General features: G+C 45.7%; 22 protein-coding genes. 7 read left to right on the top strand and 15 right to left on the bottom strand.

Features of this window, described 5'->3' with window-relative positions; genetic code table 11:
* Positions 1-50: 50 nt before the first annotated feature.
* The 7 genes from PBAL39_RS11635 to PBAL39_RS11605 form a co-directional block, all read right to left on the bottom strand.
* Positions 51-533, bottom strand: a complete 483-nt coding sequence (locus PBAL39_RS11635) for a sterol desaturase family protein (protein ID WP_008241589.1) — start codon at positions 531-533, stop codon at positions 51-53.
* Positions 534-537: 4 nt separating this feature from the next.
* The gene (gene idi, locus PBAL39_RS11630; RefSeq protein ID WP_008241588.1) at positions 538-1059 is read right to left on the bottom strand and encodes an isopentenyl-diphosphate Delta-isomerase; all 522 of its coding nucleotides are present in this window, start codon (positions 1057-1059) and stop codon (positions 538-540) included.
* A complete protein-coding gene (locus PBAL39_RS11625) occupies positions 1056-1562 on the bottom strand; it encodes a hypothetical protein (protein WP_008241587.1) in 507 nt (168 codons plus the stop codon). Before PBAL39_RS11625 ends, idi begins: the two co-directional genes overlap by 4 nt.
* Positions 1563-1577: 15 nt before the next feature.
* Positions 1578-2414 (bottom strand): phytoene/squalene synthase family protein, encoded by an 837-nt coding sequence (locus PBAL39_RS11620; RefSeq protein ID WP_008241585.1) that lies wholly within the window; start codon positions 2412-2414, stop codon positions 1578-1580.
* A 2-nt stretch (positions 2415-2416) separates the two neighbouring features.
* Entirely contained in the window at positions 2417-3919 is a 1503-nt protein-coding gene (locus PBAL39_RS11615) for an NAD(P)/FAD-dependent oxidoreductase (RefSeq protein ID WP_008241583.1), read from the bottom strand.
* A complete protein-coding gene (locus PBAL39_RS11610; protein WP_008241581.1) occupies positions 3909-4808 on the bottom strand; it encodes a MerR family transcriptional regulator in 900 nt (299 codons plus the stop codon). Before PBAL39_RS11610 ends, PBAL39_RS11615 begins: the two co-directional genes overlap by 11 nt.
* Positions 4809-5155: 347 nt before the next feature.
* Positions 5156-5512, bottom strand: coding sequence for a YegP family protein (locus PBAL39_RS11605; RefSeq protein WP_008241580.1), 357 nt, complete (start codon positions 5510-5512; stop codon positions 5156-5158).
* A 218-nt stretch (positions 5513-5730) separates the two neighbouring features.
* Between PBAL39_RS11605 and PBAL39_RS11600 the strand changes: the two genes are divergently transcribed.
* Complete coding sequence (locus PBAL39_RS11600) at positions 5731-6456, top strand: Crp/Fnr family transcriptional regulator (protein ID WP_008241577.1); 726 nt, start codon at positions 5731-5733, stop codon at positions 6454-6456.
* 104 nt (positions 6457-6560) lie between these two features.
* On the opposite strand, the gene dnaA is transcribed toward PBAL39_RS11600, so the two are convergent.
* The gene (dnaA, locus tag PBAL39_RS11595; protein ID WP_008241574.1) at positions 6561-7994 is read right to left on the bottom strand and encodes a chromosomal replication initiator protein DnaA; all 1434 of its coding nucleotides are present in this window, start codon (positions 7992-7994) and stop codon (positions 6561-6563) included.
* 210 nt (positions 7995-8204) lie between these two features.
* Here dnaA and PBAL39_RS11590 point away from each other — a divergent pair, with 210 nt between their 5' ends.
* Positions 8205-10124, top strand: coding sequence for an ATP-dependent RecD-like DNA helicase (locus PBAL39_RS11590; RefSeq protein WP_008241572.1), 1920 nt, complete (start codon positions 8205-8207; stop codon positions 10122-10124).
* A gap of 12 nt (positions 10125-10136) precedes the next feature.
* Here PBAL39_RS11590 and PBAL39_RS11585 read toward each other — a convergent pair whose 3' ends face one another.
* Positions 10137-12581 (bottom strand): ABC transporter permease, encoded by a 2445-nt coding sequence (locus PBAL39_RS11585; RefSeq protein WP_008241571.1) that lies wholly within the window; start codon positions 12579-12581, stop codon positions 10137-10139.
* 413 nt (positions 12582-12994) lie between these two features.
* Between PBAL39_RS11585 and PBAL39_RS11580 the strand changes: the two genes are divergently transcribed.
* Positions 12995-13939 (top strand): lysophospholipid acyltransferase family protein, encoded by a 945-nt coding sequence (locus PBAL39_RS11580; RefSeq protein WP_008241570.1) that lies wholly within the window; start codon positions 12995-12997, stop codon positions 13937-13939.
* Here PBAL39_RS11580 and PBAL39_RS11575 read toward each other — a convergent pair whose 3' ends face one another.
* Positions 13940-14389 carry a lipopolysaccharide assembly protein LapB gene (locus PBAL39_RS11575; protein WP_008241569.1) on the bottom strand — a complete coding sequence of 150 codons (450 nt, stop codon included), beginning with the start codon at positions 14387-14389 and terminating at the stop codon, positions 13940-13942. It lies immediately after the preceding gene.
* A 320-nt stretch (positions 14390-14709) separates the two neighbouring features.
* Here PBAL39_RS11575 and PBAL39_RS11570 point away from each other — a divergent pair, with 320 nt between their 5' ends.
* Together PBAL39_RS11570 and PBAL39_RS11565 are read left to right on the top strand one after the other, a co-directional pair.
* Positions 14710-16290 (top strand): AsmA family protein, encoded by a 1581-nt coding sequence (locus tag PBAL39_RS11570; protein WP_008241567.1) that lies wholly within the window; start codon positions 14710-14712, stop codon positions 16288-16290.
* 233 nt (positions 16291-16523) lie between these two features.
* Positions 16524-17792 carry an AsmA-like C-terminal region-containing protein gene (locus PBAL39_RS11565; protein WP_008241565.1) on the top strand — a complete coding sequence of 423 codons (1269 nt, stop codon included), beginning with the start codon at positions 16524-16526 and terminating at the stop codon, positions 17790-17792.
* Positions 17793-17807: 15 nt separating this feature from the next.
* On the opposite strand, the gene cysM is transcribed toward PBAL39_RS11565, so the two are convergent.
* Both cysM and PBAL39_RS11555 read right to left on the bottom strand, forming a co-directional pair.
* Entirely contained in the window at positions 17808-18680 is an 873-nt protein-coding gene (cysM, locus tag PBAL39_RS11560) for a cysteine synthase CysM (RefSeq protein WP_008241564.1), read from the bottom strand.
* Position 18681: 1 nt separating this feature from the next.
* Entirely contained in the window at positions 18682-19494 is an 813-nt protein-coding gene (locus PBAL39_RS11555) for a serine O-acetyltransferase (RefSeq protein ID WP_008241563.1), read from the bottom strand.
* Between the two features lie 176 nt (positions 19495-19670).
* On the opposite strand from PBAL39_RS11555, the gene PBAL39_RS11550 reads away from it, so the two are divergent.
* Both PBAL39_RS11550 and PBAL39_RS11545 read left to right on the top strand, forming a co-directional pair.
* Positions 19671-20036: a hypothetical protein gene (locus PBAL39_RS11550; protein WP_008241556.1), complete on the top strand. Its 366-nt coding sequence runs from the start codon at positions 19671-19673 to the stop codon at positions 20034-20036.
* A gap of 18 nt (positions 20037-20054) precedes the next feature.
* On the top strand, positions 20055-21653 hold the full coding sequence (locus tag PBAL39_RS11545) for a murein L,D-transpeptidase (protein WP_008241555.1): 1599 nt from the start codon (positions 20055-20057) through the stop codon (positions 21651-21653).
* A 133-nt stretch (positions 21654-21786) separates the two neighbouring features.
* Here PBAL39_RS11545 and PBAL39_RS11540 read toward each other — a convergent pair whose 3' ends face one another.
* From PBAL39_RS11540 to PBAL39_RS11530, 3 genes are all read right to left on the bottom strand, one after another.
* Positions 21787-21978, bottom strand: a complete 192-nt coding sequence (locus PBAL39_RS11540; RefSeq protein ID WP_008241554.1) for a cold-shock protein — start codon at positions 21976-21978, stop codon at positions 21787-21789.
* Positions 21979-22077: 99 nt separating this feature from the next.
* Positions 22078-24609, bottom strand: a complete 2532-nt coding sequence (locus PBAL39_RS11535; RefSeq protein ID WP_157274000.1) for a BamA/TamA family outer membrane protein — start codon at positions 24607-24609, stop codon at positions 22078-22080.
* Positions 24610-24773: 164 nt separating this feature from the next.
* Complete coding sequence (locus tag PBAL39_RS11530; protein ID WP_008241552.1) at positions 24774-26108, bottom strand: peptidoglycan DD-metalloendopeptidase family protein; 1335 nt, start codon at positions 26106-26108, stop codon at positions 24774-24776.
* Positions 26109-26160 lie beyond the last annotated feature (52 nt).

Below are 26160 nucleotides of genomic sequence, written 5' to 3'. Positions count from 1 at the left end.
GCTATGTCTTTTTATGCTATAAAAGTATAGTATTTGAAAGACATCGACAATCACGCATTTTTCAATTTATCTTTTTTACGGGTTTCAAGGAAATATTTGAAGGGTACCCAGAGCATGCCGAAACATTCGCCATCTTCCTTTCCGGTATGTTTGTGGTGCATTTTATGACCTCTTCTAATCGCCTTGAAATACCAGTGATCGGCATTTCTGAAGATCTTAAAACGCTGATGGATAAAGATGTCATGAACAAAGAAGTACGCCAGTCCATAAATGGTGATGCCTACCCCCACCCACAACAAGTACGAATAACCATAAAATGATCCCAGAAAAAGAGATAAGATTCCCGGAATGGCAAAAATGATAAAAAAGAAATCATTATGCTCCAGGAAACCTTCACCTTCTTTTTTATGGTGGTCTTTATGCAAGCTCCAGAGGAGACCGTGCATGATGTATTTGTGGGCCAGCCAGGCGACTCCTTCCATCGCGATAAAGGTAGCGAGTACGATTAAAAAATTAACAAACCAGACGTTCATAAGCTTAAAATATTTTGGAATAACTATTCAATACACGATCGAAGCAGATTTTCAGCCATTCCGTGTACTGCTCAGGATGTACATTCAGCTCCTCCTGCAGTACCTCCAGCCGGAGGTAACGGAAATCTGCTACCTCTTCGGGATCCGGATCCGGCACCTGATCACTGATGCCAAAAAACACATGGTCATACTCATGTTCTGTCAGGCCATTGCTCAGTTCCGCTTTGTAAAGAAAGCTGAACTCATGGTTTAAATCGGCAATCATGCCCATCTCTTCCATCAGTCTACGTTGTGCTGCCAGCAAGGTGTCCTCCCCTTCCCTGGGGTGACTGCAGCAGGTATTGGTCCATTTACCACCGGAATGGTATTTTTCCAGAGCCCGCCGCTGCAACAGCAGCTCTCCTCCTGAGTTAAAAATAAATACTGAAAAGGCACGGTGGAGTCTCCCTTCCAGGTGGGCTTCCATCTTTGGCATGGTACCCACCTCTACATCATCTGCATCTACTAAAATTACGTGCTCTGTCATTTTCCTATGATCTTCAATTCTTCTTTTGTACAATACTTTGAGCCGGACAGGTATTTGATTACATCTTGTTTGAACGCTGTATCTCCCAGGCCGCCTAGCCTGTCGATCAGCATCCTCTTATCGGTTTCTATCCAATCATTATAGCCCAGAAATGAGGGTAAATTGCATTGGATGGAGAACCTCAGGAAGCGCATTTCAAAGTGCTCAGGATCCCGTTTTATGGCACTTTCTATCAATGCTTTCCCTTTCTGAAAGCGGCTCAGCTTACTGAAGGGGTTCAATACATATTTCGCCTGCAGCATTTCTGCTGCGCCCTTATAACAAACCAGGAGTGGTTCCGACTGGTCATCCACTGCCGACAATGCCTTCATGAGCTGATCTGCAGCCTCCCGGCTGTTTGCGGCCTGCCAGTACAAACTCCGCAGCTCCTCCTCATCCACAGTATGAAACGACATCAGGAGTATAGCAAGCATACCCATCAGCAGGATACCTGTTTTTTTCATCTTTATCTGTTGTTCTTATAGCGCATTGATCTTAAAACGAATGATAGAATCACACATCAATCCTATTTTATGACCATTGGAAATCCGGATCCGCTCAGACATCACCTTCTCTGCCGTTGCACGCTTAATTTTATTAAATAATTCTTTATAGTAAATATAAGCAAGATAAACTCCACTTCTTGAAGAAGATGGCAATTGTTTTATACCTGCCAGAGCTTCCTTAAATTCCGCCTCGATCTCAACTTCGATGAGCTGCTTCTCCACGTTTGAAAAAGCACGCAAATCTACATTCGGAAAATAGGTCCTGCTGAGGTTCTTGTAATCTGCATTCAGGTCACGCAAAAAGTTAACTTTCTGAAATGCAGAACCCAACATCATTGCAGATGGTTTCAATAGCTGGTATTGTTGTTCGTTACCTTCCGTAAATACCCGAAGGCACATCAGGCCCACTACCTGTGCCGATCCCAGGATATATTCATCGTAAAGTTGTGGGGTATATTCCTGTTCATTCAGATCCATCTCCATGCTTTTCAGAAACAACTCAATCAATTCCCGATCAATGTGATAGGCATTGACTATCTGCTGAAAAGAATTCAGCACGGGGTTTAGGCTGATGCCATGCTCTATCGCTTCAAAGCAGTCCCTTTTGAATTTGTCCAATAAAAAACTTTTGTCGTAATCGTGGAAGCTGTCTACAATCTCATCTGCAAGCCGAACGAAACCATAGATGGCATATATAGGGTGTCTCAGTTTTTTGTTTAAAAAATGAATACCCAAAGAGAAGCTGGTGCTATACCTTTTGGTCGTGATGCGGCTGCATTCTGCTGACAATTTATCAAATATTTCTTTCATGGTTAGCGGTTTAGGTATTTTATCAGTTGCTGTGCAGCCACATTTCCCGAAACGATGGAAGGAGGCACACCCGGGCCGGGAACTGTAAGCTGACCGGCATAAAAAAGGTTGTCAATTTTCTTGTTTTTGAGCGAAGGTTTTAGGTTTGCCGTCTGCATGAGCGTATTGGCAAGCCCGTAGGCGTTCCCTTTGTAGGAATTGTAATCAGAAACGAAGTCGGACACGCAGTAGCTCTTTTGGTAATCAATATGTTCACGAATGGCCATGCCGGTAAATGTTTCCAGTCTAGTCATGATGGAATTAAAATAAGTATTGCGTAAGGTATCATTGTCTTCCAGCCCTACAGCCAGTGGCATCAGTATAAATATGTTTTCATGTCCTTCAGGCGCCACATCAGGATCTGTTTTTGAAGGGCAGCAGACATAAAACAGTGGTTTTGAGGGCCATTGTGGAGCTTTATAAATTTCTTGGGCATGCTGGTTCAGGTCTTCATCAAAGAACAAAGTATGGTGGTTGAGTCCAGGTATTTTACGGTCGATTCCGAGGTAAAAGATCAGCGAGGAGGGTGCCAGCACCCGGGAGCTCCAATACTGCTCAGAATAATTCCGGTAAGCAGGGCCAAGCAGCTGCGATTCCACGTGATGGTAGTCGGCTGCTGCAATCAGGCCGTCATATGCTTCGCTGGAATTTGCCAGCTTCAGGGCCTGCAACTTCCGCGCCTGTACCTCAAGTCCGTCCACGTTGGTGTCGGTATGGAACTTCACACCCTGTCTTTCGGCAACAGTTTTCATCGCCTGAATAACCGCCGCGAAGCCACCTTTAGGATACCAGGTACCGAGTTTCAGTCCGGCATAATTCATCAGGCTATATAAAGCAGGTGTGTCTTCGGGCATCGCTCCGAGGAACAATACCGGAAATTCCATGAGGGCGATGAGCTGAGGGTGTTTAAAAAATTGACGCACATGTTTACTGAAGGAATTGAACACCTGCAGCTTAAACATCCCCTTGATGAGGTCGGCATCGGCAAACTCCAATAGCGACAATCCTGGTTTGTACACCAGTTTGCCCATACCTACGTCATACTTAAATTCCGCTTCTTTCAGGAATTGTTTCAATTTAGCAGCGGAGCCGGTCTCCAGCGATTCAAAGAGTGCGCATAGTTCATTGAAGTCTGCGGGCACATTCATCACATCCTCCATACCAAACACGATGGAAAAGCCCGGGTTGAGCAGTTCCAGCTCGTAGAAATCACTGGCCTTATATCCGAAGTCGTTAAAAAAGCGCTCAAATACCTCCGGCATCCAGTACCAGCTGGGGCCCATGTCAAACAGGTAACCATTTTCGGTTTTCAGCTGTCGGGCACGTCCGCCGATGGAGGAATTTTTTTCGTACACATCAACACTGCAACCTGCCTTTGCAAGATAGGCAGCAGCGCTGAGTCCGGCAAAACCAGAGCCGATGACCGCCACTTTGGGTACTATTTTATGATCTGAATTAACTGGCATGTTTAAATTTATTAATGACCTCTTCAAATCCTGCTATAGACTGGATCCAATTGATCCGGTTGCGCAGCTCCAGATCAGCAATGAGGTTGGCATTTCCTGCCAGGTGTATGTTTGCGTAATTAAAAGTAGTCCCTAGTTGTTCAAGATACGTGTTGGCGTCCGGTACCGGTCTTTGCCGCACCATGAAGAATAACATATGCTGCACATTGTTGTTTTCCATTGTTTCTTTTACCGAAGCCAGGGGCACACGGGCGCCTAGAAAGATCACCTTCTGACCCATCGACCGAAGCAGATAGTTGGCAAAAAGGAGCCCCAGGTCATGGTCTTCATCTTCTGGCAAAAAGAGCAGCCAGCAGGAATCCGCCTGTTTGGCTAATGGCAGGGTATGAATGGCCACGTACAATTGCTGCCGGATCAGGTTGGAAAGAAAATGCTCCTGAGCAGCACAAATGTGGTCTCTGCGCCACATCAAGCCCAGGCGCACCAGTAAAGGATAAATCACTTGCTGATAGGTACTGCCCATCCCATGGTTGTCCACGCACGTTGAGAGCAGTGCACTAAACTTCAGCTCATTGTAAGCAAGGCCGAGATTCAGCAGCTTTGAGATGTAATACTCATACTGAGGATCCGCGGACACTGTATTTTCCATTTCCTGCTGCAACAAAAGGTCCATTTCATGGTCAGAAAGTGCGCAGATCAAGGATATTTTCATACCCGATTTACTCAAACTAACAATATTGAGTAACCGCCGCAAGTGGGCATCGTCATAGAAACGTGTGTTTCCGGGAGAGCGCATAGGCTCGAGTGCCTGATAGCGGCGCTCCCACATCCGGATGGTATGCGTCTGAACACCAGAAAGTTGCTCCAGATCGGATATGGAATACCTCATATTTGTATAGATTTATATTTAAAAATCTATACAATATGAGTATTTACATTGGGAATACCTTAAAAAAAAGGATTCCTTTAAGTTGTTAGATCAATTTTGAATCACTTTTGAAATTTCCTGACTTTGGTCATTTCGACAATCATCCGAATGCATCTTCTATTTAAGATATTTGTGAAATTTTACATATGCTGGGTATTTCACAAAAAAAAACAACTGTGGGCTCTTCCAAATGGCGTTGATTTAAGCAACAAAGGACATATCAGTATATGATATGTCCTTATATTTATGCCCTGACGGCAGTTATTTTAAATCTGTTTAAATGACTACTGACATAGCCCTATAAATAACTAAGCAAATTGCTGGTCGTCGCAAAGCTCTCTTTTATCGACGATCTCTGCATCTCCCGCATGACTGCGTATAGCAGCAATGCTTCTTTCCATATCCAGCCAGTACTTATAATAATCGCTTTTGCCAATGGTTACGTTATCTGCATCACGAAGAATGAAGTACGAGCCGTGGTCATCAGATTCCCTGCTGAACCGCTGTGCGAATTTGGAGTTTTCTTTTACCAGCGCGATCTGTTTTTCACAATCCGACAGCTGTGTGGTTTTCTTAACACTGGAAAGTACTACTTCTCCTGATCTCAACCTCAAGTTAAAATGGTAATGACCACTTGAATCTTTTATCGTCTGAAATTTTGCCATTGCTCACATCGTTTAATGACGACAAATTTAAGTGACACAGGTGTAGAAAAAACAGCAAAGTGTCAACTCAAAAACTGATAAATATCAACTTTTACAGGAAAAGGAATGACATCAGCATGACTTTAAAGTGTGAGTAAAGGCATGAAAAATAAGATTAACTTTGCCGTATTGAAAACAAGCATTGATCAGGCGCGACCTGCAAACCATATCAGACATTAATGAGCTTATCCGAAATTTTTCCCATTGATCAATGGAATTTCAAATCCCAATCTATCCTTCAAAGTATCCCCCCCGAAGATCATGAGCAGCTTTGTGCAAACATGACTGTCGAATCGTACAACAAGGGTGATGTTATTTTTAAGGAGGGAGCTGTTCCTTCCGGAATCTTCTACATTCAGAAAGGAATGGTTAAAAAATATAAAGTTGACCGTGATGGCCGTGAACAGATCATTCATGTAGCCAGCAGTGGTGAGCTAATCGGTTACCATGCCATTCTCGCTGAAGAACGGTATCCTGATTCGGCATCTACAATTGAAGCCTGCAGCATTGCCTTTATCCCGAAGGAAGATTTCCTGGAGGTCCTGGGCAGCTCCAGCATCCTCTCCCAGCGATTGCTGAAAAATCTCAGTCATGAATTTGCGGTGCTCACCAATAATATGTCAGCAATGACGCAGCGCACCGCGAGAGAAAAAGTCGCCATCACTTTAATCGTGCTCCGCGAGAAATACAAATCGATGGAAGACAATGAAAATGGCATCATCAACATTTCCAGGAGCGACCTTTCCAATATGGCAGGCATAGCTAAAGAAAACCTTGTCCGGATATTGAAAGAATTCAAAAACAACAACATTTTACAAACTGAAGGGCGGAAAATCACCATCAACGATGTGAAGAAACTAGTCGAGATCTCTAACACGAATCATAAACCAAGAAGGATAGTTTAACCATCACGGCATAAAAAAAACATCACTGCATAAAAAAACGGAGCAAAAGATTGTTCCGTTTTTTTTATGCCCTTCATCGGAGGAAAGACCTGTTATTTTTTTGTCTAGCTCATTTTCAATTTCTTCTCAATGTCATTCACGTAAGAACGGAATGTCTTATCCGTCTGGATCAGGTCTTCCACAGTCTGACAAGCATAGATTACTGTAGAATGGTCCCTACCACCAAAGAAAGCACCTATGGTTTTCAATGAAGACTTGGTCATCCCTTTGGAGAGGTACATGGAAATCTGACGCGCCTGAACGATTTCACGTTTACGTGTTGGTGCCTTCAGCAGGTGTACCGGAACTTCAAAGTAATCGCACACCAGCTTTTGGATGTAGTCCATGGAAACTTCTTTCGTGGTGTTCTTGATGAAGTTTTTCAGCATCGATTTTGCCAGCTGCAGGTCGATTTCCTTTTTGTTCATCGTCGACTGTGCCAGTAAGGATACCATCGCTCCTTCGAGCTCACGTACATTGTTGTCAATATTGTGCGCTACATATTCTACCACTTCATCAGGAAGGTCAATTCCATCGGCATACATTTTCTTTCTCAGGATGGCAATTCTGGTTTCCAGTTCAGGGATCTGAAGGTCTGCAGAAAGGCCCCATTTGAATCTGCTCAGCAAACGTTCTTCCAGACCGGTCAGATCTTTCGGTGATTTATCCGAAGTGATGATGATCTGTTTGCCGGACTGGTGCAGGTGATTGAAGATATGGAAGAAGATATCCTGGGTTTTTTCTTTTCCGGCGAAGTTATGGATATCATCCATGATGATCACATCCATCGCCTGATAGAAATTCACAAAGTCATTGATGGTATTGTTTTTCAAAGATTCCACGAACTGCTGGCAGAACTTCTCACAGGAAAGGTAAATCACCAGTTTGTCCGGTAGGTTTTGTCTGATCTCGTTACCGATGGCCTGTGCAAGGTGGGTTTTCCCTAAACCCGAAGCACCATAGATCATCAGCGGGTTGAAGGAAGTCGCACCCGGCTTTGCAGAAACCGCATGTCCTGCAGAACGTGCCAGACGGTTACAGTCGCCCTCCACAAAAGTATCAAACGTATAGTTTGCATTCAATTGAGGATCGACATTCATCTTTTTCAATCCCGGGATGACAAATGGGTTTTTAATGTCCCTGTTTACATTTACGGGAACAGGCATTGATTGTTTTCTGTTATTAGAGGACATGCTTCCATTGGAAGGCATATTCGTCGTATAGGGCAATGCGCCATTTGTCGACTTATCCACAACGATATTGTACTCTAGTCTTCCTTCTGCACCGAGCTGCTGTTTTACAGTTTTACGCAGCAAGGCTACATAATGCTCTTCCAGCCACTCGTAAAAGAATAAACTAGGCACCTGTACAGTTAAAACGCTACCTTCCAGTTTCAGGGCTGATATCGGTTCGAACCAGGTTTTGAAGCTCTGGGCCGGGATATTATCCTTAATAATCTGGAGACAGTTATTCCATACTTGTGTACAAGTGTTTTGCATATTTCTTCTTTAATTTTTACGGTTTACAACATTAAAACAACAGATGGTCCCGTCGTTTTGGGAGTGCGAAGATCATAAAATTTACCAACATTGGGAGATAATTTTCAACCTTTTTTATAACTCACTCATTAGTAAAACCATACAATTGACCTTTGGCAAAATTGCTGTGGATAACTCTTCATTAGAAAAAAATAGGCTAGCTTTGTACACATGAGTCATGCGGTTGTTTCCAACGAAATCTTTGATCAGGTAATCGATTTTATCAGCTATACAAATCAGAACATCTTCCTCACCGGAAAGGCCGGAACCGGCAAAACAACCCTTCTAAGAAAGATACAAGCCACTACAGCCAAGAAAAATGTCATCGTTGCCCCGACGGGGGTTGCCGCAATGAACGCCAAGGGTGTCACCATCAATTCCATGTTCCAGTTGCCTCCAGGGACTTATTTTCCGGGAGATGTCAACCTGGCCAATTTAAAGGCCGGCATCGTTTCTATTCCTGCCATGGTTGCCGACCTTACCTATACCAGGGAACGCCGGACACTGCTGACGGAAATGGATCTGATGATTATCGACGAGGTGTCGATGGTGCGCTGTGATGTCCTGGACGCAGTAGACGCGATACTCAGGACGGTGAGGAAAAATGAACTCCCTTTTGGTGGAGTACAGCTGCTGCTGATCGGGGATCTTTATCAACTGCCACCTGTAACAAAAAGAGAAGATTGGGAACTGCTGAGTAAGATATACCCTTCCCCCTATTTCTTCGATGCACGCGTGATCAGACAAAACCCTTTATTACAAGTCGAGCTGAAACAAGTATTCCGCCAGACAGAGCCGGAGTTTGTCGACATCCTGAACGACATCCGCAACAACCAGATCAATGACGCGCGACTTGAACTGCTGAACAAGCGGTACAATCCCGACTTTAAGGCTGCACCGGGCGACAACCACATCATCATCACCTCCCACAATGCGGAAGCCAACCAGATCAACAATGCCAAGCTGGAAGAGCTCGAAGGTCCGGAATATACTTATGAAGGACAAATTGATGGTACGTTTAATCCTCAGATCCTGCCAGTGGAACAATCACTCCGACTGAAGAAAGGTGCTCAGGTGATGTTCATCAAAAATGACACTGGCGAAAACAGGAAATTTTACAATGGTAAGATCGGCACCATCAAGTCGATCCATGACCAAGAGATTTACATTTCTTTTCCTGATACAGATGAGGAAGACCTCTTGCTGGAACGCAGCTCCTGGCAATCATTCGACTATAAGGCGAACAATGATGAGCAGATTGAGCAGCAGCAGGTGGGTGAATTTTTTCAATACCCGGTCAAGCTTGCCTGGGCCGTGACCATACATAAAAGTCAGGGGCTTACTTTCGACAGCGCCATCATCGATGCCGGAAACTCGTTTATATCCGGACAGGTCTATGTGGCGCTCAGTCGCGTGCGCACCCTGAACGGGCTGATCTTAAGGTCTAAGATCAACAAAGAGAGCCTGCGGTCAAATGCCGAAGTAATTGCCTATATGAAGATGGGCGCCGGAACCATTCCTGCGGTAATGCTACAGGCAGGCAAGGAGCGGTACCTTGTACAGTTGATCACCAATGTATTCAGCTTTCATCAAATTCTCGCCGGACAGGAAAAGATCGCCTCAGATAGTGATATGATCAAATCCAGTGATGCAGAATTGAAGGGCCTGATCCGCGGTCTTGGAAAATCAGCAACAGCACTGGCTGAAGTCTCCCAACGTTTTCAATCGCAATTGCGACAATTGCCGCTGACAGGCAACTTTGAAAACCAGGAGCTGATCCAGTCGCGCATAGATGCTGCCCTCACCTATTTCTCAAAAGAGGTGACCATGCAGCTCATTAACCTTGTAAACAAGCAGATCCGCACCAAGCCCAAAAATAAGCTGGACCAAAAAGTCATCCACCTGATGCAGGCACAAAGGACTACCATTGAGCATGCCTTGTCGAAGATGCGCAGCATTGCCGAATGGACAGCGGATGAAAGCAACTGGAAAGATCCTCATGCCTTTATAGAGAAAATACGGGGCCTACTGAAAAGCAAACCCAATTCCCCTTCTGCGGCGCAAAACACACAGAACCTGCAGCTTTTCTAAATTCTGTCCGGATTATTCGTACTTCAGCGCATCCACAGGGTTGGCAACCGCCGCTTTATAAGCCTGCCAGCTAACCGTTATGATCGTCAGCACCATCGACAACAGTCCGGTGAGCAGGAACAGGTAAATAGGGATGTTGATGCGGTAAGCAAAATCATTGAGCCAGCTGTGCATCATCAGGTAGGCCGCAGCAAAGGAAATGACATTGGCAATCACAACCAGCAGCACAAACTCTTTGTTCAGCAGACGGAGGATACCAGTGGTAGAGGCACCCAGGATTTTACGTACTGCAATTTCCCGGCTCCTGGTCTTCGCATTGTAAGCCGCCAGCGCAAATAGCCCAAGTAAGGCGATGGCCAGGGTGGCGATGCTGAATACTTTCATGATCTTCTCCTGTTTATTGTAGGCCGCTATATTTTTCGCAAAGGATTCATCCAGCCAGTTCATGCGCACCGGAAAACCCGCTTCGATATTTTTCCACTCCTCAGCGAGCCTTTCTGCCGTTCGTTTGACATCAGCTCCTCCGATACTGACCAGCAGGCTCCCATAGTGTGTCCAACCCGGTTTGATGATAAAATGTGAAGGTTTGATACTTTTCTCAAATCCACGGTCGTTAAAATCTTTGACCACCCCAACAATCCTGAGGCTTGATCCCGCACGTTTATAGGTTTTTCCAAGGGGCGCCTTAATCCCCAGCTCCCGCACCGCCGATTCATTTAAAATGGCAGACATCTGCAAAGTATCCGAACTGAAATTCGGCAGACTGAAATCACGCCCCGCAGCCATACTGATGTTCAATGTCTTAAAATAATCAAAATCTATATAATAGTCGTCAATGACAATCTGATTTTCCAGGTATGCCGCATCCCCGGAGTTACTGCCATTAGTGGTCCACGGTGACCTGCTGGAGCGGCTGACCGACTGCACCCCCTCGATCTTCATCAGACGCTGTCTCGTTTGCTCAAACTGATCTGCCGGCATGTTCATCATATTTTTTGTCTGCATGTTGAAAGAGACCACCTGGCTTCTGCTCAAACCAATGTCTTTATTTCTCAGGAAGTCCAGCTGGCTGAACATCACCGAAAAACAAATGATAAAGGTGCAGGTGATCACAAATTGTCCTACGATCAGCACACGACGGATCATAACGCCCTTACTGCTGCGTTCAAAGTTACCCTTCAGCACTTTTGTGGGCAGAAAGCCCGAGAGGTACACTGCCGGATAAAGCCCGGCACATAAGGTAACCACCACAAAGACCAACGCCACCTGCCACACAATACCATACAGGTCAGCATGGTTCAAAAAGCTGATGTTGCCGCCCAGCAATCCATTAAAATAAGGCAGCAGGAGTTCTACCAGGGCGAGACCGAATAAAAATGCCGACATGGTCTGTAGAAATGTTTCAAACAGGAACTGTTTGATGAGGGTATTGCGTTCTACACCAAGGACTTTTTTGACACCAATTTCACGTGCCCGGCGCCCGGAGTAGGCCATGGCAAGATTCGTAAAGTTGATGCAGGCAATGGCCAGCAGGAATATGGCCAGTCCGGAAAGCACATACAACGTGGTCTCCCTGGTTTTACCGTAAAAAACGGAGCTGGTGTATACCTTCCCAACGGGCTCAAAGATAAGCTGAATGTCCATGCCTCCGTTTTTTGCGAGTATCTGCTTGGATTGTGCTTCCGTCAGTAAAGCCCTCTGCTTCACCTTATCGGCACCATCCCTGACAGTCCATCGTGCTTTCGCATCCAGAAACAACCGACTGATCTTTGCCAGTGCAGTTTCCGCATCCGCCCCCTCATGCAGCTGGAAGTAAATGTTGTAACTGAAGTTTCCCCAACCATCATCTGCCGGATCTGGAATATTGGTGATCACATCTGCCCAGAAATGCGTCGGGTTTCTTTCATTGTCCCACACACCGGTAATGGTATGCAGCTTTTTATCAAAGCCCATCTCTATTCGTTTGCCGATGACATCCTCTGTGCCGAAAATTTTCATGGCCATTTTTCTATTGATAACAGCACTGTTGGGTTGATGAAGTGCCGTCCGTGCATCGCCCTGCAGAAAGGTAAAAGGAAAGGTACTGAAGAAAGTGCTGTCCACCACCCGTGCATTTAAGTCATAAAAATAGTCCTGTCCATGCACAATAACTTCCTCTCCCCAATTGGACATGCTGGCACTTTTCACCTCCGGGCAATTCTTGCGCATCAGCGTCACCAGGTTTGAAGGCAGCGATTCCCACCATTCATCCGAAGCATTCACCTTGAAGTGCACCCCTACCTTATACACATTTTTGAGCTTTGGATCCCATTTATCAAAGCCTGTCTCATGATTGAGGTACAACAGAATGGTAATGAAACCGGCAAGTCCGAGCGACAGACCGAACATATTGATGAAAGCGGCGGATTTATTTTTCCAGATGTTTCTAAGGGCAATTTTCAGGTTCAGCTTAAACATTCGAGGGTGTTTTGTGGTGAAATAATGATCAGCAGTACTCCTTATTCCATTTGGATGCCAGAATACCTTGGTGCTTTGGCAGCACATCAGGGGCCGGTTTAGGCCCGACATCAAGGTTTCATCTGTCCGGTAACGGACAACGAATGTACACTAACGGACGGCGTAAAGTAAGCAACGGAATCCGAAAAATAAGCAAAGGAAGGCGGAAAGTAGACAGAAGCACTCAAAAAGTAAGGGAGTAAATCAAGTAAGGATGTAACTGAATCGGCCAGGACACAAGTGAATAAACAGGGATACAAGGAAAGACAATTGTTAAATTTTGACTTTTCGCTGAATCAAAAGATTTTGTGCAAATTTTTTCATGTCTTAATTTTGTACTATTGCCTTTAGGGCCTCAAAATCCATATCTACGCATGAACCAGCAGCGTCATCCATCGGTGGGCACACCTGATAAAAAAGAAAACCAGTTATCATCAATATTGACAGCTGCAGGCATTTTTGTGCTGAACACACTTTCCAGAATCCCCTTGTCGCTACTGTATGCATTTTCCAACTTTATTTACTTCTTTGTATACCGCATCTTCGGTTATCGCAAACAGGTAGTCAGGGAAAACCTCCACAATGCTTTCCCGCAAAAGAAAGATGAAGAGCTGAAAGTGATCGAGAAAAGTTTCTTCAAGCACCTCTCCAGGCTCATCGTGGAGATTTTCAAGATGAGAACAATTTCTGCAAGGGAGCTTGGTAAAAGAGTGACCTTCAAAAACCTGGAGGTGGTACAGAATTACATCAAACGAGGACAGAGCATACTGCTGTGTTCACCACATTACGGCAATTACGAATGGGGAGTAATGGCGCTGGGACTTCATGTTAAAGCCCGGATTTATACTATATATAAACCACTGAGCAATAAAAGGTTTGACAAATGGTTTTATCAGATCCGCCACCGTTTTGGAAATGAACTGGTACCGATGCGAAACACCTTACGCGCATTAAAGGAAAGCGAAAAGGAAACCTCCATCTTTTGCTTCGCCAATGATCAGGCACCGCCAAAACAGGAATCACACTACTGGCTGAATTTCCTCAACCAGCCTACCTCCTTTCACCTGGGTGTTGAAAAAATTGCACAACGCACCAAACGCCCGGTATTCTATTCCGCCATCAGGTGCACCCGGAGTGGTTACTATGAGGTGGAATTTATCCCCTTATGTCTCCAGCCCGAAGTTGCAGGCGATAAGGAAATCACCAAAACATTTGCACGTCAGCTGGCAGATATTCTGACTACCGAACCCCCATACTGGCTCTGGAGCCACCGGCGCTGGAAACACAGACCGGAATCACCGCTGTTGCTCAGCTCCTGATCAGGGCTGAGGACTCAGGTCAACGTACGTCTTAAGGAAGGTCAGGTATTTATCGTCTTCGCCCTCAAATACAGACTCCCCGTCCAGCATATAGGCACGTAACAGAAATTCTTTAGCCAGATCGGTATCCCCTGCTTCCAGATAACATTGCCCCAGACGCAGCATGATGAAAGGATTCTGATAGGTGTTTTCTTCAATGTTTGATTTTGCAAGCAGGAAGTAAGCCAGCGCACTCTCATAATCATCCTGCAAAAACCAGGCATCGCCAATGGAAGCGTTCAACCAGACACTTTCAGCATAAGTGTTTTGTGGATCTGGAATGAGCTCCAATGCCTCTTCCCACATACTCACCGCCGCATCAAAATCATCCTCATCCATATATTCATTACCACTTTCGGACAAGGCCGCAATCTGGTCCAGGATCTCCTGGGAAAGTTCTTTTTCGCTCATAATGATTTATTTTATTTCATCACAGATTATTTCATCACAGGCCTGCATGTCATGTCATCACCGCTCTGCCTGCTGTTCTAATAACACTGCTGCCAGCAAACTGTTCATTTATCATGGAAAAGAAAGATCCGATCCATAAAACGGTTCCAAGGTACAAAAACATCAGCAGCCTGCGAATTTAAAATGATTCGGCATCTGACAACAACATGTCTGCAGATTAACAATTTTTAACAAAAAACAGGCACCGCACCTACAAAAAAATACAAGTTTGAACTTATAAAAAATTATCTTTGTAACCTAAAAAATCTAACCTTATCCAATTGAAAAAGGCCTTTAAAATTTTCGGAATCACGCTCATCTCCCTGCTATTTCTTTTATTGATCATCCCCTACTTACTACCGAAGACCATCTCCAATGAGGTCAAAAAATGGGTAAATCAAAGCATCAAGGGTGAAGTGGAATTCGAAAGCACCAGCCTGTCCTTTTTCAGACACTTCCCCTCACTGACCTTCAGCCTTCATAACTTTACGTTAAAAGGCTCCGCACCCTTTCAGCAAGACACCTTGCTCCATACTAAAGAACTTTCGTTTGGTGTAGACCTCAGCACCGTATTTTCCGATCAGGTTAAAATTGAAGAAATATTTGTGGATGAGGCAGACATCAACATTGAGGTCGACGAAAAAGGAAATGCCAACTACAATGTTTACGAGAGCAAGGACAATCCTTCCGTAAAAAAAGACAGCAGCCAGACAGCCATTAAAATACAGGGCATTTTCATCAACAAAAGCAACCTCGTTTACAACGACCGCTCCATCCCGATGATGATCAGTGCAAAGGGCCTCAGTTATGCCGGTGAAGGCGACCTGAGTAACGAGATATTTGACCTTAAAAGTAAAGCTGACATTGATACCATCAACGTCTATTACAATAAGACACCTTATTTGTTGCACAAAAGTCTCAATGCCAAACTGGTTACAAAGATCAATACCAATTCCCTGGATCTGCTGTTTAATGAAAACGATTTGAAAATCAATTCACTGCCCATACGTTTCAAGGGAAAATTCTCTTTTCTGAAAGACGGTTATGACATCAACTTCAAAACACAGGCGAAAGAAACAGACCTTCATAATATTTTCTCCGCCCTTCCACCTGAAATCGCCAGCAGGATGGAAAAGACAAACATCAAAGGATATGCAGAAATCAAAGCATCACTGATCGGGAAATACAATGCCAAAGAGAACATCATGCCCACTGCTGCCTTCAGCATGAAAATCCGTGACGGCGAAATTATGAACCCGAAAGCCCCGGAGGGCATCACCAACCTGTATCTCAACCTGCAAACAAAGGTACCAGGCCTGAATCCGGATAGTCTTTATATCAATATGGACAGCCTTTATTTCAATATTGGCAGCGACTACGTGAATTCCATCTTCAAACTGAAAGGCATTAAAGAACCTGAAGTCCATATCAACACCAGGGCTGCCATAGACCTCGACAAATGGAGCAAAATTTTCGGTATGGAGCAGCTCAGGGGACGTTACCAGCTGAACCTGCAGGCAGATGGAAAATATACCAAAAAAGTAGTTAAAAGTGGCCTCAGACAGGTGGATACTGTCATTTCTACCATTCCGAAGTTCAGGCTGAAATCTACCATGAAAGATGGCTACTTCAAATATGCAGCTTTGCCCACAGCAATCGACAAGATCAACTTCCACATTAACGGCAGCAACACCGACGGACAGTATAAAAATACGGTCCTCGAGATCACAGACCTCAACATACAGGCATTGAGCAATTACATCCGCGGTCATGCAAGGATTCAGACTGCGAAAACCATGCCGGTGGATATCGCTCTGAAATCCATGTCAACTTTGCAGAAATCAAGAGCTTCTATCCGCTAGAGGGACTGGAGCTGAGTGGCAACCTGAACCTTGACCTGCAAAGCAAAGGCGGTTACAGCAAACTGAAAAAGAAATTCCCACTTACACAGGCCAGCATCCTGCTGAACAATGGACGCATCAAAACCGCATCGTTTGACCAGGCACTGGAACAAATTGTCATCGACGGACAGCTGGTCAACAAAGATGGTGCTTTAAAAGGTACGCAGCTGAACATCAGGCCCATTTCCTTCAGCATGGGTGGAGAACCTTTCCTGTTGAAAGCGGACATCAGGAACTTCGACAATGTGGCTTACAACATCAGCTCAAAAGGCAGCATCGACATTGGAAAGTTATACCAGCTTTTTGCGGTAAAGGGGTATCAGGTAAAGGGATCCATTTATACAGATGTGGCCTTTAAAGGACTGCAGAGCGATGCCATGTCCGGCAGGTACAGCAAACTCAACAATAGTGGACGTATGGTGGTCAAAGGACTCAACCTGCGCTCAGACCTCTTCCCCGAACCTTTCCTCATCAAAAATGGCGTATTTTCTTTTTTCCAGGATAAGATGAAGTTTGAGCGTTTCCAGGCCGTTTATGGGAAGTCAGACTTCAGTGTCAATGGTTACATGAGCAACATCATCAACTATGTGCTGGCAGACAACGCGAAGCTGACGGGCAATTTTAACTTCCTCAGTAACCGCATTTATGCCGATGAGTTCATGGCCTACAGCAACAGTGCTGCCCCCTCCTCCGCTGCTCCTGCAGGTGTCATCATGATCCCCGACAACCTGAACGTAAAGCTGTCGGCAAATTCAGCGGTAGTATATTACAATGACCTGGAAATTAAAGATGCCAAAGGCACGATGACACTCAACAATGGTACATTGTCACTGATCCAGACTGGCTTCAAACTGATTGGTGCGCCGGTGACGATGGATGCCACCTATAAGAGCCTGAACCCACGGTCGGCAACTTTTAATTACCACATCCTCGCCAGCGAATTTGATGTGGCCAGGGCCTATAAAGAGATCAGGCTGTTCCGTGAGATGGCCACTTCTGCCTCAAAGGTAAAAGGCATTATCGGGCTCGACTACCAGCTGTCAGGCAAACTGAACCAGGAGATGTACCCTGTGTTTCCTACGCTGAAGGGCGGCGGTGTGCTTTCTGTGAAGAAAGTAAGCCTGATGGGTTTCAAAATGATGAATGCAGTGAGTAAGGCCACAGGCCGCGATAGTCTCAACAACCCTGATGTCTCAACGGTAAACATCAAAACAACCATCAAGAACAACATCATCACCATCGAACGTTTCAAGATGCGCATTGCAGGCTTCAGGCCTCGTTTTGAAGGGCAGGTCAGTTTCGATGGACGACTGAACATGAGCGGCCGACTGGGTTTACCTCCTTTTGGCATCATCGGTATTCCTTTGAGCATCACCGGAACACAGGAACAACCTAAAGTTGCCCTTAAAAGAAACAAAGAGGGAAAACTGGAAGAAACAGAAGAACAAGAAGACACCAAATAAGAACAGACGGCGATACTATCCGAACAGATCGCTGCTCAGGTAGCGGTCGCCCCTATCACAAGCAATAAACACAATCAGCCCTTCCTCCAGTTCCGCAGCCAGCTTCAGGGCACAGGACAGCGCTCCGCCACTACTCATTCCGGCAAATATGCCCTCGACCTTTGCCATTTGCCTTGTGGCGGCAACGGCCTCCTCCTGGGAAACATCCATGACACGGTCTACGCGCGTTGGATCGAAAATCTTTGGCAGGTAGGCTTCCGGCCACCTGCGGATGCCAGGAATGGATGATTCTTCCGTTGGCTGGCAGCCGACAATCTGAATGTCCGGATTTTGTTCTTTCAGGTACATGGAATTTCCCATGATGCTACCCGTGGTGCCCATGGAACTCACAAAGTGAGTGATCTTATGTTCTGTATCGCGCCATATCTCAGGCCCGGTAGTTTTGTAATGGGCCAGGTAGTTGTCAGGATTTGCAAACTGGTTCAAAATGTAATACCCATCCTGCGCCCCTTTTTCTTCCGCATAGTCACGGCATACCTCTATAGATTCCAGCAACGTGACCCTGGCGCCATAAGCTTCCATCGTCAGCGTACGCTCCCTGGTGGAGTTTGATGGCATCACCAGTTCTATTTCCAGTCCGAAGATGCTGGCTATCATGGCCAGTGCAATCCCTGTATTGCCGCTAGTCGCTTCAATCAGTTTGGTTCCTTTGGTAATCTCACCACGTTCCATTGCACTGCGTATCATATTCAGTGCCGCACGGTCCTTCACACTGCCTCCCGGATTATTACCCTCCAGTTTGGCAAAGATCTTTACCCCTGGATTGCTATTTAATTTCTGAATTTCCACCAATGGTGTATTTCCGACAAATTCTATGATGTTACCCATGTTAATCTTTGTTTTTTGTGTCAATAACTTTGATTGCCGACTGGTGATAGACCGTGGAATAGGGCTGTACCGTCCTCGTCAGCCAGACGTTTCCACCAATGATGGAATCGTGACCAATGACCGTATCTCCTCCAAGGATCGTTGCCCCTGAATAGATGATCACATGATCCGCAATGGTGGGATGTCGTTTCTGATTGGCCATGTATTTCTCCACGCTCAGAGCACCCAGCGTAACACCCTGATAGAGTTTTACATGATTGCCAATCACCGTTGTTTCACCAATCACAATTCCCGTTCCATGATCGATGTAAAGGTATTCTCCAATCGTCGCCCCTGGGTGGATGTCTATCCCTGTATGCGCGTGCGCATATTCCGTCAGAATCCTCGGGATCAATGGAATATCCAGGTGCAGCAGGGCATTCGCAATGCGGAACAAAGAGATGGCCAGGAAACCGGGATAAGCCCTGATGATCTCAAACTCACTTTTCGCAGCAGGATCGCCCGTCAGGATGGCTGAGATATCCGTATTCATCTTATGATAAAGTGCCGGCAGACTCTTGAAAAAGTTCTTGGATACCAGCTCATTGTTACAGTCATCGCAAGCTGTTGTCGCATTCAGCAACTCTGTAAGTTCATTTTCCAGTGCTGCAAATCGGCTGTGAATTTCTTCCAGGCTATACTTCATACAAGTTGCACGCTCCGGAAAAAGAAGGTTCAGTACGTTCAATGCCCAGGCAGCGATGACCTCGTTGGAAGGTACCTCATCAATGTCATTTTGCTTGTTAAAAATATGAAGATATAAGTCCTCGTTCATTATCAATTATGGTTATTGTTTTGTTCTTAATTGTAAAGGAATGAAAATTATCACAAATAAATACAGCATAAAGCCTATTTCTGCGAATCAGATGACATAAGACTTTATTTTTAACATTTGTACTGGTATATTCGCGGGAATACAATAACTCATATCAAATAGCACTACACTAAAAAATGCCCAAAACCTTTTCTGTAATATTTTTCTTTGATAATCCATTTAACTCCATTATTGAAATTAAAAGAAGTCAGCCTAAAGGCGTAACAGACCCTTCAAAAATTTACTACTGGCTTCTTTATGAAAAGAAAACCCACAGGGTATACCCACTGCAATTTATCTCCATGAAAGATGAGTTTTTCGGGTCAGAGCGTGTTTTCAAACAAGGACGCTTTTTATTTAATGAAAAGGAAGGCACCTTATACAACAGCACTGATCACGGTAAAATGACGCTGACAAAGATTGCTGTAAAACCGGTTCCAAAATTGCTTGTGCTCAGGATTGAAGCTTTCCTGCTGAGCATTGACGAGCAGGTGAAAGTCTAGTCTTAACCCATTAACCCTATGAAAAAATGGTCATTCTTGCTGCTGCTCATTCCGCTAATGCTCACCATGTGCGGCAGGAAAAAAGTAGTTAAAATAGCGAGGGATGTCAGCATCACGCCCAAAAATGCCGTTACGCGCCTGGCCGTCGACAGCCTCCAGATGGAAGATTACATCAGTCAGGCGAAACTTGGAGACAGTGCCGCACAATACCTCAGAAACTTTTACAACAGCAGAAACTTCCAGTTCGCCTGGATTACAGAGAAAGGGTTAACCGAGCAGGCCCGCATGTTCTACATGCTGAATAAGGATTACGCAAGCCATTTCCGCGACAGCACCGTGCTGGATCCGCAATTGTATCAAAAGATGGACTTCCTGATGAAACAGGATACGGTTTTCCGGAAACCAGACACCAGCCTTGCGCACCTGGACCTCCAACTGACACAACATTTTTTCAATTATGTAAGTACTGCATACGAGGGAAAGGTCGACCCCGAGGTGCTGCAATGGCACATCCCAAGAAAGAAATTGAATACTGCTGCCCTGCTGGACTCACTGATGTCCGGTAAAAAAACGGCTGCTGAAGATTGGGAGCCCGTGAACAGGGAGTACAAATGGATGAAGAAAAGACTGACCAGCTATTATCAGCTTCAACAGGAAGGTAAGTTTGAAGACATCAGCAGCGGAAAGTTGAAAGTCTACCGCATTGGGGACAGCGCATTGACAGTGCGGCAGGTAAGATTGCGACTCATTCAATTCGGAGACTCCACACTTAAAGACAGCTCTTCTGTATTCGACAGCACCCTGCGTGCATCGGTAAAACGCGCCCAGGGCCAGTATGGGATGGGCCAGAACGGCAATATCAACAAAGCGCTAATTAAAGCACTTAACGTGCCATTGGAACAACGCATCAAGCAGATCCTGATCAATATGGAACGGATGCGATGGATGCCGCAGATGCCTGATGGCAGATACCTGCTGGCCAACATCCCTGAATACAGGCTCCATGTTTTTGAAGATCACAAGACCGTCCTGAACATGGGTATAGTAGTTGGGAAGGCGGCTAATAAAACGGTGATCTTCAGCAATAAAATGAGAAACATTGTCTTCAGTCCCTACTGGAACATCCCTGCAAGCATTGTTCGTGCAGAGGTTCTGCCCGCGATGAAAAGGAACCGGAATTACCTGGCCTCAAAAAACATGGAACAGACAGGTTTCAGCAACGGACTGCCGGAGGTGCGTCAGAAACCTGGCGACAACAACTCACTTGGCCGTGTGAAGTTCCTCTTCCCAAACAGTTATGACATCTATTTTCATGATACCCCTGCAAAATCATTATTTGCACAGGAAAAGAGAGCCTTTAGTCATGGCTGCATCAGGCTTTCACAGCCTGCAGCTTTAGCAGAATACCTCCTGGATGGCAAGAGCGGCTGGACAAAGGAAAAGATCGCCAAAGCGATGAGTGGTAAAAAAGAAGTATGGGTGGCGCTGTCAAGCCCGGTACCGGTGTTCATCACCTACTTTACCTGCTGGGTGGATGAGGATGGCTTACTGAATTTCAGGGATGATGTTTATGGTCACGACCGCAAAATGGCGGAGCAGCTGTTTGACAAGTCTTAACATTTTAAAAAAGCAACAAGCATCAAAGTAGATCTTCAATACTGCTCCTTTTGAATAAGCTTCCAAAAAATAAAGCAAAAAAAAGAGGGTATCTTTTCAGACCCCCTCTTTTCACAATTTATATTGAGGAAATTTAAATCACCTTAACATTTACTGCATTTAGACCTTTGCGGCCTTCTTCAACATCATAAGTAACTTTATCGTTCTCACGAATGTCAGCCAACAGGCCAGTTGAATGAACAAAGATTTCACTTTCTCCCGAATTAGGGATGATAAATCCGAAACCTTTAGTTTCATTGAAAAATTTTACTACTCCTTCTTGCATTGTATTATTATTATAATTAAAGCACAAATGTATATATAAATTATTGCAATAGCCCCATTGCTAAAATTATATTTTCAGAACTGACCGCAGCACCGCATGCTAATATCTGAATTTCATGGTGATATATGGATAGGTACCTTCTTCGGAATTGGCCACCTGCAGTTGGATCACGGCCAGAATTGCCGGTGCATAGTAAACCCCTCCACCATAGCTGTAGTGCCATACGTCCGAACGGTCGTTTTTGACCCATACCCTACCTGTATCAAAGAAACCTGTCAAGCCGAATTGCCCCGGCAGGATATACCCGTCAAAGTTAGCCACCTTCGCCCGGACCTCCAGGTTATTGTAGAGGCTATGCTGGCCGCCGAAGCGGAACGCGCGATAGCCAAGCAGGTTTCCTTGTCCCCCTAAAAAGCTGGACTGGTAAAAAGCCTGTTTTCCGAAAGTCAGCGCTCCCCCTGTCCGGTTGGCAAGCACTAAACGACCGCTGGCATCCAGCTTTTTATAAAATGAAAAGCTGGTTTCCAGCTGAACCGATGATTTGGCGTCTTCATTGATCCCGGTATATCCTTTCAGGCTGCTGAAAAGGTATGTACCCCTGGACGGGATCACCTCATTATTCCTGGTGTTGTGCTCAAAGTTAACCATCACTCCCGCGTAAAGCTTATCGGCACTGATTAGCGCACTGTCAGGTGAATGAAGTGCCGCCAGATCGTTGATAAATCGCCCCCCATTGTCGTCCTTATTGAACCGGTAATATTGAAAGGCAGGGCCAACGCTCCAGGTAAAGTGTTCCTTATGCCATCGTACCGCAGGATTGAGTTCATACAGACTGAACCTTGCGCGATAATAACGCACAAAATTTCCCGTCTTATAAAAAGGAGTTTCGTTCCCCAGCCCGAAGAAGTTCTGCGAATTTTCCGGCGCGTAGGCATTAGCATGTAAAGTCACATCCGCATTACCCAAAGCTTCAAACCATTCTCCGGTATATTTAAAGTTGAAAGCCTCACTTTTAAAGGCATGCAGAAACGAGAAAGAATGTACATTTCCGAAGGGCAATTTTCTGAATCCCGGGCGCATCACCTTAAAGGATAAGCCTGCCAGCACGCCGTCATCTGCATTAAACCCCAGGTTCAACAGGGTCATCTTGCGCGTGTACAAGTCTGTGGGTACGTAGTGCGTATTTGAAGTATCATTGGAGAGGTGTTTTCTCCATACCGATGTATTGCCGCTGTAATGAACATCCCGTTCCTCTACATATAGTGGGATCCTGCTTTTTGAGTTTTCAACATGGAAATTTTTCTGACCATGCACGCCAACTACCCTGAGCCTGATGTCGGATGTTTTATTGTTCACTACCAGACTGTCGTTTCCGTCCCTCAGGTATACCCTTATTTCTTTAGTCAGCTCAGGATCGTAGACCTTATGAAAAGTCCGGTCTTTCAACTGGCCGTCTTTGGCTATCTTCCTTATGCTGACCTCCATGCTTTTTCCGGGAGCATCGTTGATCATAACGAGTTCATTTTTATCGCTGGCCTGCACATCGACAATGCGGTTGATGAAGTTATAGTATTCCTCCATCATCGCCGGAAGTGTGGCACGCCGTTCTTTCAACATCGCCAGCAGCCTGTCGTGACGCAGGCTATAGCCCGGCTCCGGCAACTTCCTCAGCGCTTGTTCAAAAAGTTGGTCTGTCATGGCGCTACAGAATTCGGTCACAACGGCATCCCACTCAGGCTTGCTAAGCTGTCCAAGCAGACGGGTATAGGTACTCCGTCCTTCCCAGAAAAACCAGTTGATGTTGTTGATATTTCGTTCGTAGCCCTGGATCATGGGCAGTAACCAGGAGGCCTGCGCGATCCTCGGGAACAGCCCCTGAGATACATAGAACACCTGGTCCCTGTCTCGGGGAATGACCACATAATTTGTTCCCTGCCCTGTTTTCTCAGGCTTCCAGCGCCACTGGTCCTCATGACGGTCCCAGTCGCCCATTAAGGCATCCATTGCTTTTGCTTTCAGAAAAAGTTTTGCATCTACACTCACATCACCATCTTCATTCATCTTACGCAGCATCTTAAAAGTATTGTCGGTATCTCCTTCCGGCTCCCTGGCTTCAAGCAGGCATAAGGTATTCTGAAATACCTCCGCATATTCACCAAGATTATCATCAGGAACAATCCATCCGATCATGGGCTCACTGTGAGGAACGCCGGCAGCATCGGCTATGGTAGGTACAATCAGCGCGGAGAATGGCTGCTGGGCAGACATATTGTCTTTGATCGCATCCCCGGCAAAGGTCTTGCGCAACTCTACGGGCAACAGGATCTCCGGATATTTCTCCACTGTCCTCAGTACCCATTCCTTACCATTTTTATCTTCCAGCCTCAGGGAATGTGTCTGGTTTCCCCCGCCCCTCTTTATCGGGCTGAGTCCTCCTTTTATTTTGGAGATCCTGATGATGGGCACCATCGTCTCCATGGCATATTCCTTTCTGTAATTTTCCCCGAACAGGAAGCGGTGAAACTTACCCACCTCGTCGTACTTAGGATAAATCTTTATCTTCAGGGAATCCTGTGCCCCTGCTGTTAAGGATAACAGCAAAGCCGCAGAAAGGAGCATGCATTTAGTCATTCTATACTTTTTTAAATTGGCGTGATACCCATACGGCAATTAGCCATTCCAGTGTAAATATCATAATTTTTAGTTAATGTTGATACGGATCAATTTTTTTAAAACTAGTTTTAAAAACCCGACCGAACATTGACTTGAGATAAGAAAAGAAATGACCTTCATCATTATTTGATCCAGCCTGTTTGTTTATTGGCATCGCTGATCAACCGGTAAGCGCCGAAGGTACCCAGAATACTGACGACTTCACCCGCTTTGAGGGTTTGTTTTACTGCTGCAATGGTAGTCGGGCGACTAAAAACCGGTGTTTCCGGTTCCCTGACGGTATAGCGTTCCATGGGTCTGGTGACGGGAACGAGCTGACTGGCTTTGAGGTATCCCATTGATCCGTCGGGCAGGTTCACACGATAGTTATTTCCTGTAGCCGCATTGATGTGTACCACAGTTCCTTGTTTCAGCGCTGCCGCCCCCGACATTGGCGCATAATCACTCAATACTGCAGCTGCAGAGGTACGCATGCTGGTATGAAGAACGCCCAATGAGACGGCAACTTCTCTGAACTTAATGGAAACCGGGGCAATGAAAGGCAGCGGATCCACTGCACCACCGCTGGTATAAATCCCAAAATGAAGGTGTGGAGCAGTGTTTTTTGCATTTCCCGTATTGCCTATGAGCCCTATGGTATCACCAACGTTTACCCGCTCGCCCTCCCGGGCGATCTGTTCATCCAGGTGTGCATAATACAGCGTATAATCCTGCCCGTCGGGCCGCATCCAGACCACACGTCCGCCAAGGTTATTCTCATTTACCCGCGTGATGGTCCCCGCTGCGATGGCCAGCACTGGTGTCCTTAAAGGTGCGAAAACATCTATACCTTCATGTTTCCGGGAGTTCGCATCCCTGCCGTCACCAAAAAAACTCTGAATTTGATTTCTGCCGGATGTTTTCAGCGGATAAGCCAGCGAGGGGCCATAAGCCAGCTCCAACGTATACGAACCCGCGATGAGCAGTTCCGGTTGCAGCCGCAGCACATAGGTTGCCGTCCTTGATATGGAAGTTTTCAGTGCGAGGCCAAGCGTATCTGCCGCGGCAAGCAGTTTAAGCGTGCCGTTGTCCTGCAGTTCCCATAAATCCATATAGATCATAAACCCATCGGCAGGCACCCGGCTGAGCTTTGCCTGCAGCTCCTGCCCTTTTGTCAACCGGAAACTGAATGCCGCAGCCCCCACCTCCTCGGCGGCAAAGTACCCTTTCTCCAGGTAAGGTAGCTTGATCGGCACTGCTTTCTCCAATCGCTCCCTGCCTTCATTGATCCAGGAAAGCCCCATGGCACTTTTATGAAGACCGCTGTTCACCAGTTTACGTTCATATTGTTCATGAGGAGAGGCTGCTTTAAATAAGTTAATCGGGCCGGTCTTACAGGAGGATAAAACGAAGATGGCCACAGCTAGTACCGTTAAAGCGATGGCTCCGGACGAAAGGGGTGCTGACAGTGCTTTCATATAAGGATCGGTTTAAAAAGCTAACAAATGAACAGCAATGAAGTTTCCGCAC

This window comes from Pedobacter sp. BAL39 (genome assembly GCF_000170795.1).
GTDB lineage: Bacteria > Bacteroidota > Bacteroidia > Sphingobacteriales > Sphingobacteriaceae > Pedobacter.
The sequence above is the reverse complement of the archived record's forward strand: the minus strand, read 5'-3'. Positions and strand labels throughout refer to the sequence as shown.

Bases quoted from the DNA above. Each gene is read 5' to 3' on its own strand.
- PBAL39_RS11565 (WP_008241565.1), top strand. From the start codon at position 16,524: ATGGGTGGAGAACCTTTCCTGTTGAAAGCGGACATCAGGAACTTCGAC.
- PBAL39_RS11555 (WP_008241563.1), bottom strand. From the start codon at position 19,494: ATGAACGAGGACTTATATCTTCATATTTTTAACAAGCAAAATGACATT.
- PBAL39_RS11615 (WP_008241583.1), bottom strand. From the start codon at position 3,919: ATGCCAGTTAATTCAGATCATAAAATAGTACCCAAAGTGGCGGTCATC.
- PBAL39_RS11545 (WP_008241555.1), top strand. From the start codon at position 20,055: ATGAAAAAATGGTCATTCTTGCTGCTGCTCATTCCGCTAATGCTCACC.
- PBAL39_RS11550 (WP_008241556.1), top strand. From the start codon at position 19,671: ATGCCCAAAACCTTTTCTGTAATATTTTTCTTTGATAATCCATTTAAC.
- PBAL39_RS11590 (WP_008241572.1), top strand. From the start codon at position 8,205: ATGAGTCATGCGGTTGTTTCCAACGAAATCTTTGATCAGGTAATCGAT.
- PBAL39_RS11620 (WP_008241585.1), bottom strand. From the start codon at position 2,414: ATGAAAGAAATATTTGATAAATTGTCAGCAGAATGCAGCCGCATCACG.
- dnaA (WP_008241574.1), bottom strand. From the start codon at position 7,994: ATGCAAAACACTTGTACACAAGTATGGAATAACTGTCTCCAGATTATT.
- PBAL39_RS11575 (WP_008241569.1), bottom strand. From the start codon at position 14,389: ATGAGCGAAAAAGAACTTTCCCAGGAGATCCTGGACCAGATTGCGGCC.
- PBAL39_RS11535 (WP_157274000.1), bottom strand. From the start codon at position 24,609: ATGACTAAATGCATGCTCCTTTCTGCGGCTTTGCTGTTATCCTTAACA.
- PBAL39_RS11600 (WP_008241577.1), top strand. From the start codon at position 5,731: ATGAGCTTATCCGAAATTTTTCCCATTGATCAATGGAATTTCAAATCC.
- PBAL39_RS11540 (WP_008241554.1), bottom strand. From the start codon at position 21,978: ATGCAAGAAGGAGTAGTAAAATTTTTCAATGAAACTAAAGGTTTCGGA.
- PBAL39_RS11625 (WP_008241587.1), bottom strand. From the start codon at position 1,562: ATGAAAAAAACAGGTATCCTGCTGATGGGTATGCTTGCTATACTCCTG.
- idi (WP_008241588.1), bottom strand. From the start codon at position 1,059: ATGACAGAGCACGTAATTTTAGTAGATGCAGATGATGTAGAGGTGGGT.
- PBAL39_RS11530 (WP_008241552.1), bottom strand. From the start codon at position 26,108: ATGAAAGCACTGTCAGCACCCCTTTCGTCCGGAGCCATCGCTTTAACG.
- PBAL39_RS11605 (WP_008241580.1), bottom strand. From the start codon at position 5,512: ATGGCAAAATTTCAGACGATAAAAGATTCAAGTGGTCATTACCATTTT.
- PBAL39_RS11635 (WP_008241589.1), bottom strand. From the start codon at position 533: ATGAACGTCTGGTTTGTTAATTTTTTAATCGTACTCGCTACCTTTATC.
- PBAL39_RS11580 (WP_008241570.1), top strand. From the start codon at position 12,995: ATGAACCAGCAGCGTCATCCATCGGTGGGCACACCTGATAAAAAAGAA.
- PBAL39_RS11610 (WP_008241581.1), bottom strand. From the start codon at position 4,808: ATGAGGTATTCCATATCCGATCTGGAGCAACTTTCTGGTGTTCAGACG.
- cysM (WP_008241564.1), bottom strand. From the start codon at position 18,680: ATGGGTAACATCATAGAATTTGTCGGAAATACACCATTGGTGGAAATT.
- PBAL39_RS11585 (WP_008241571.1), bottom strand. From the start codon at position 12,581: ATGTTTAAGCTGAACCTGAAAATTGCCCTTAGAAACATCTGGAAAAAT.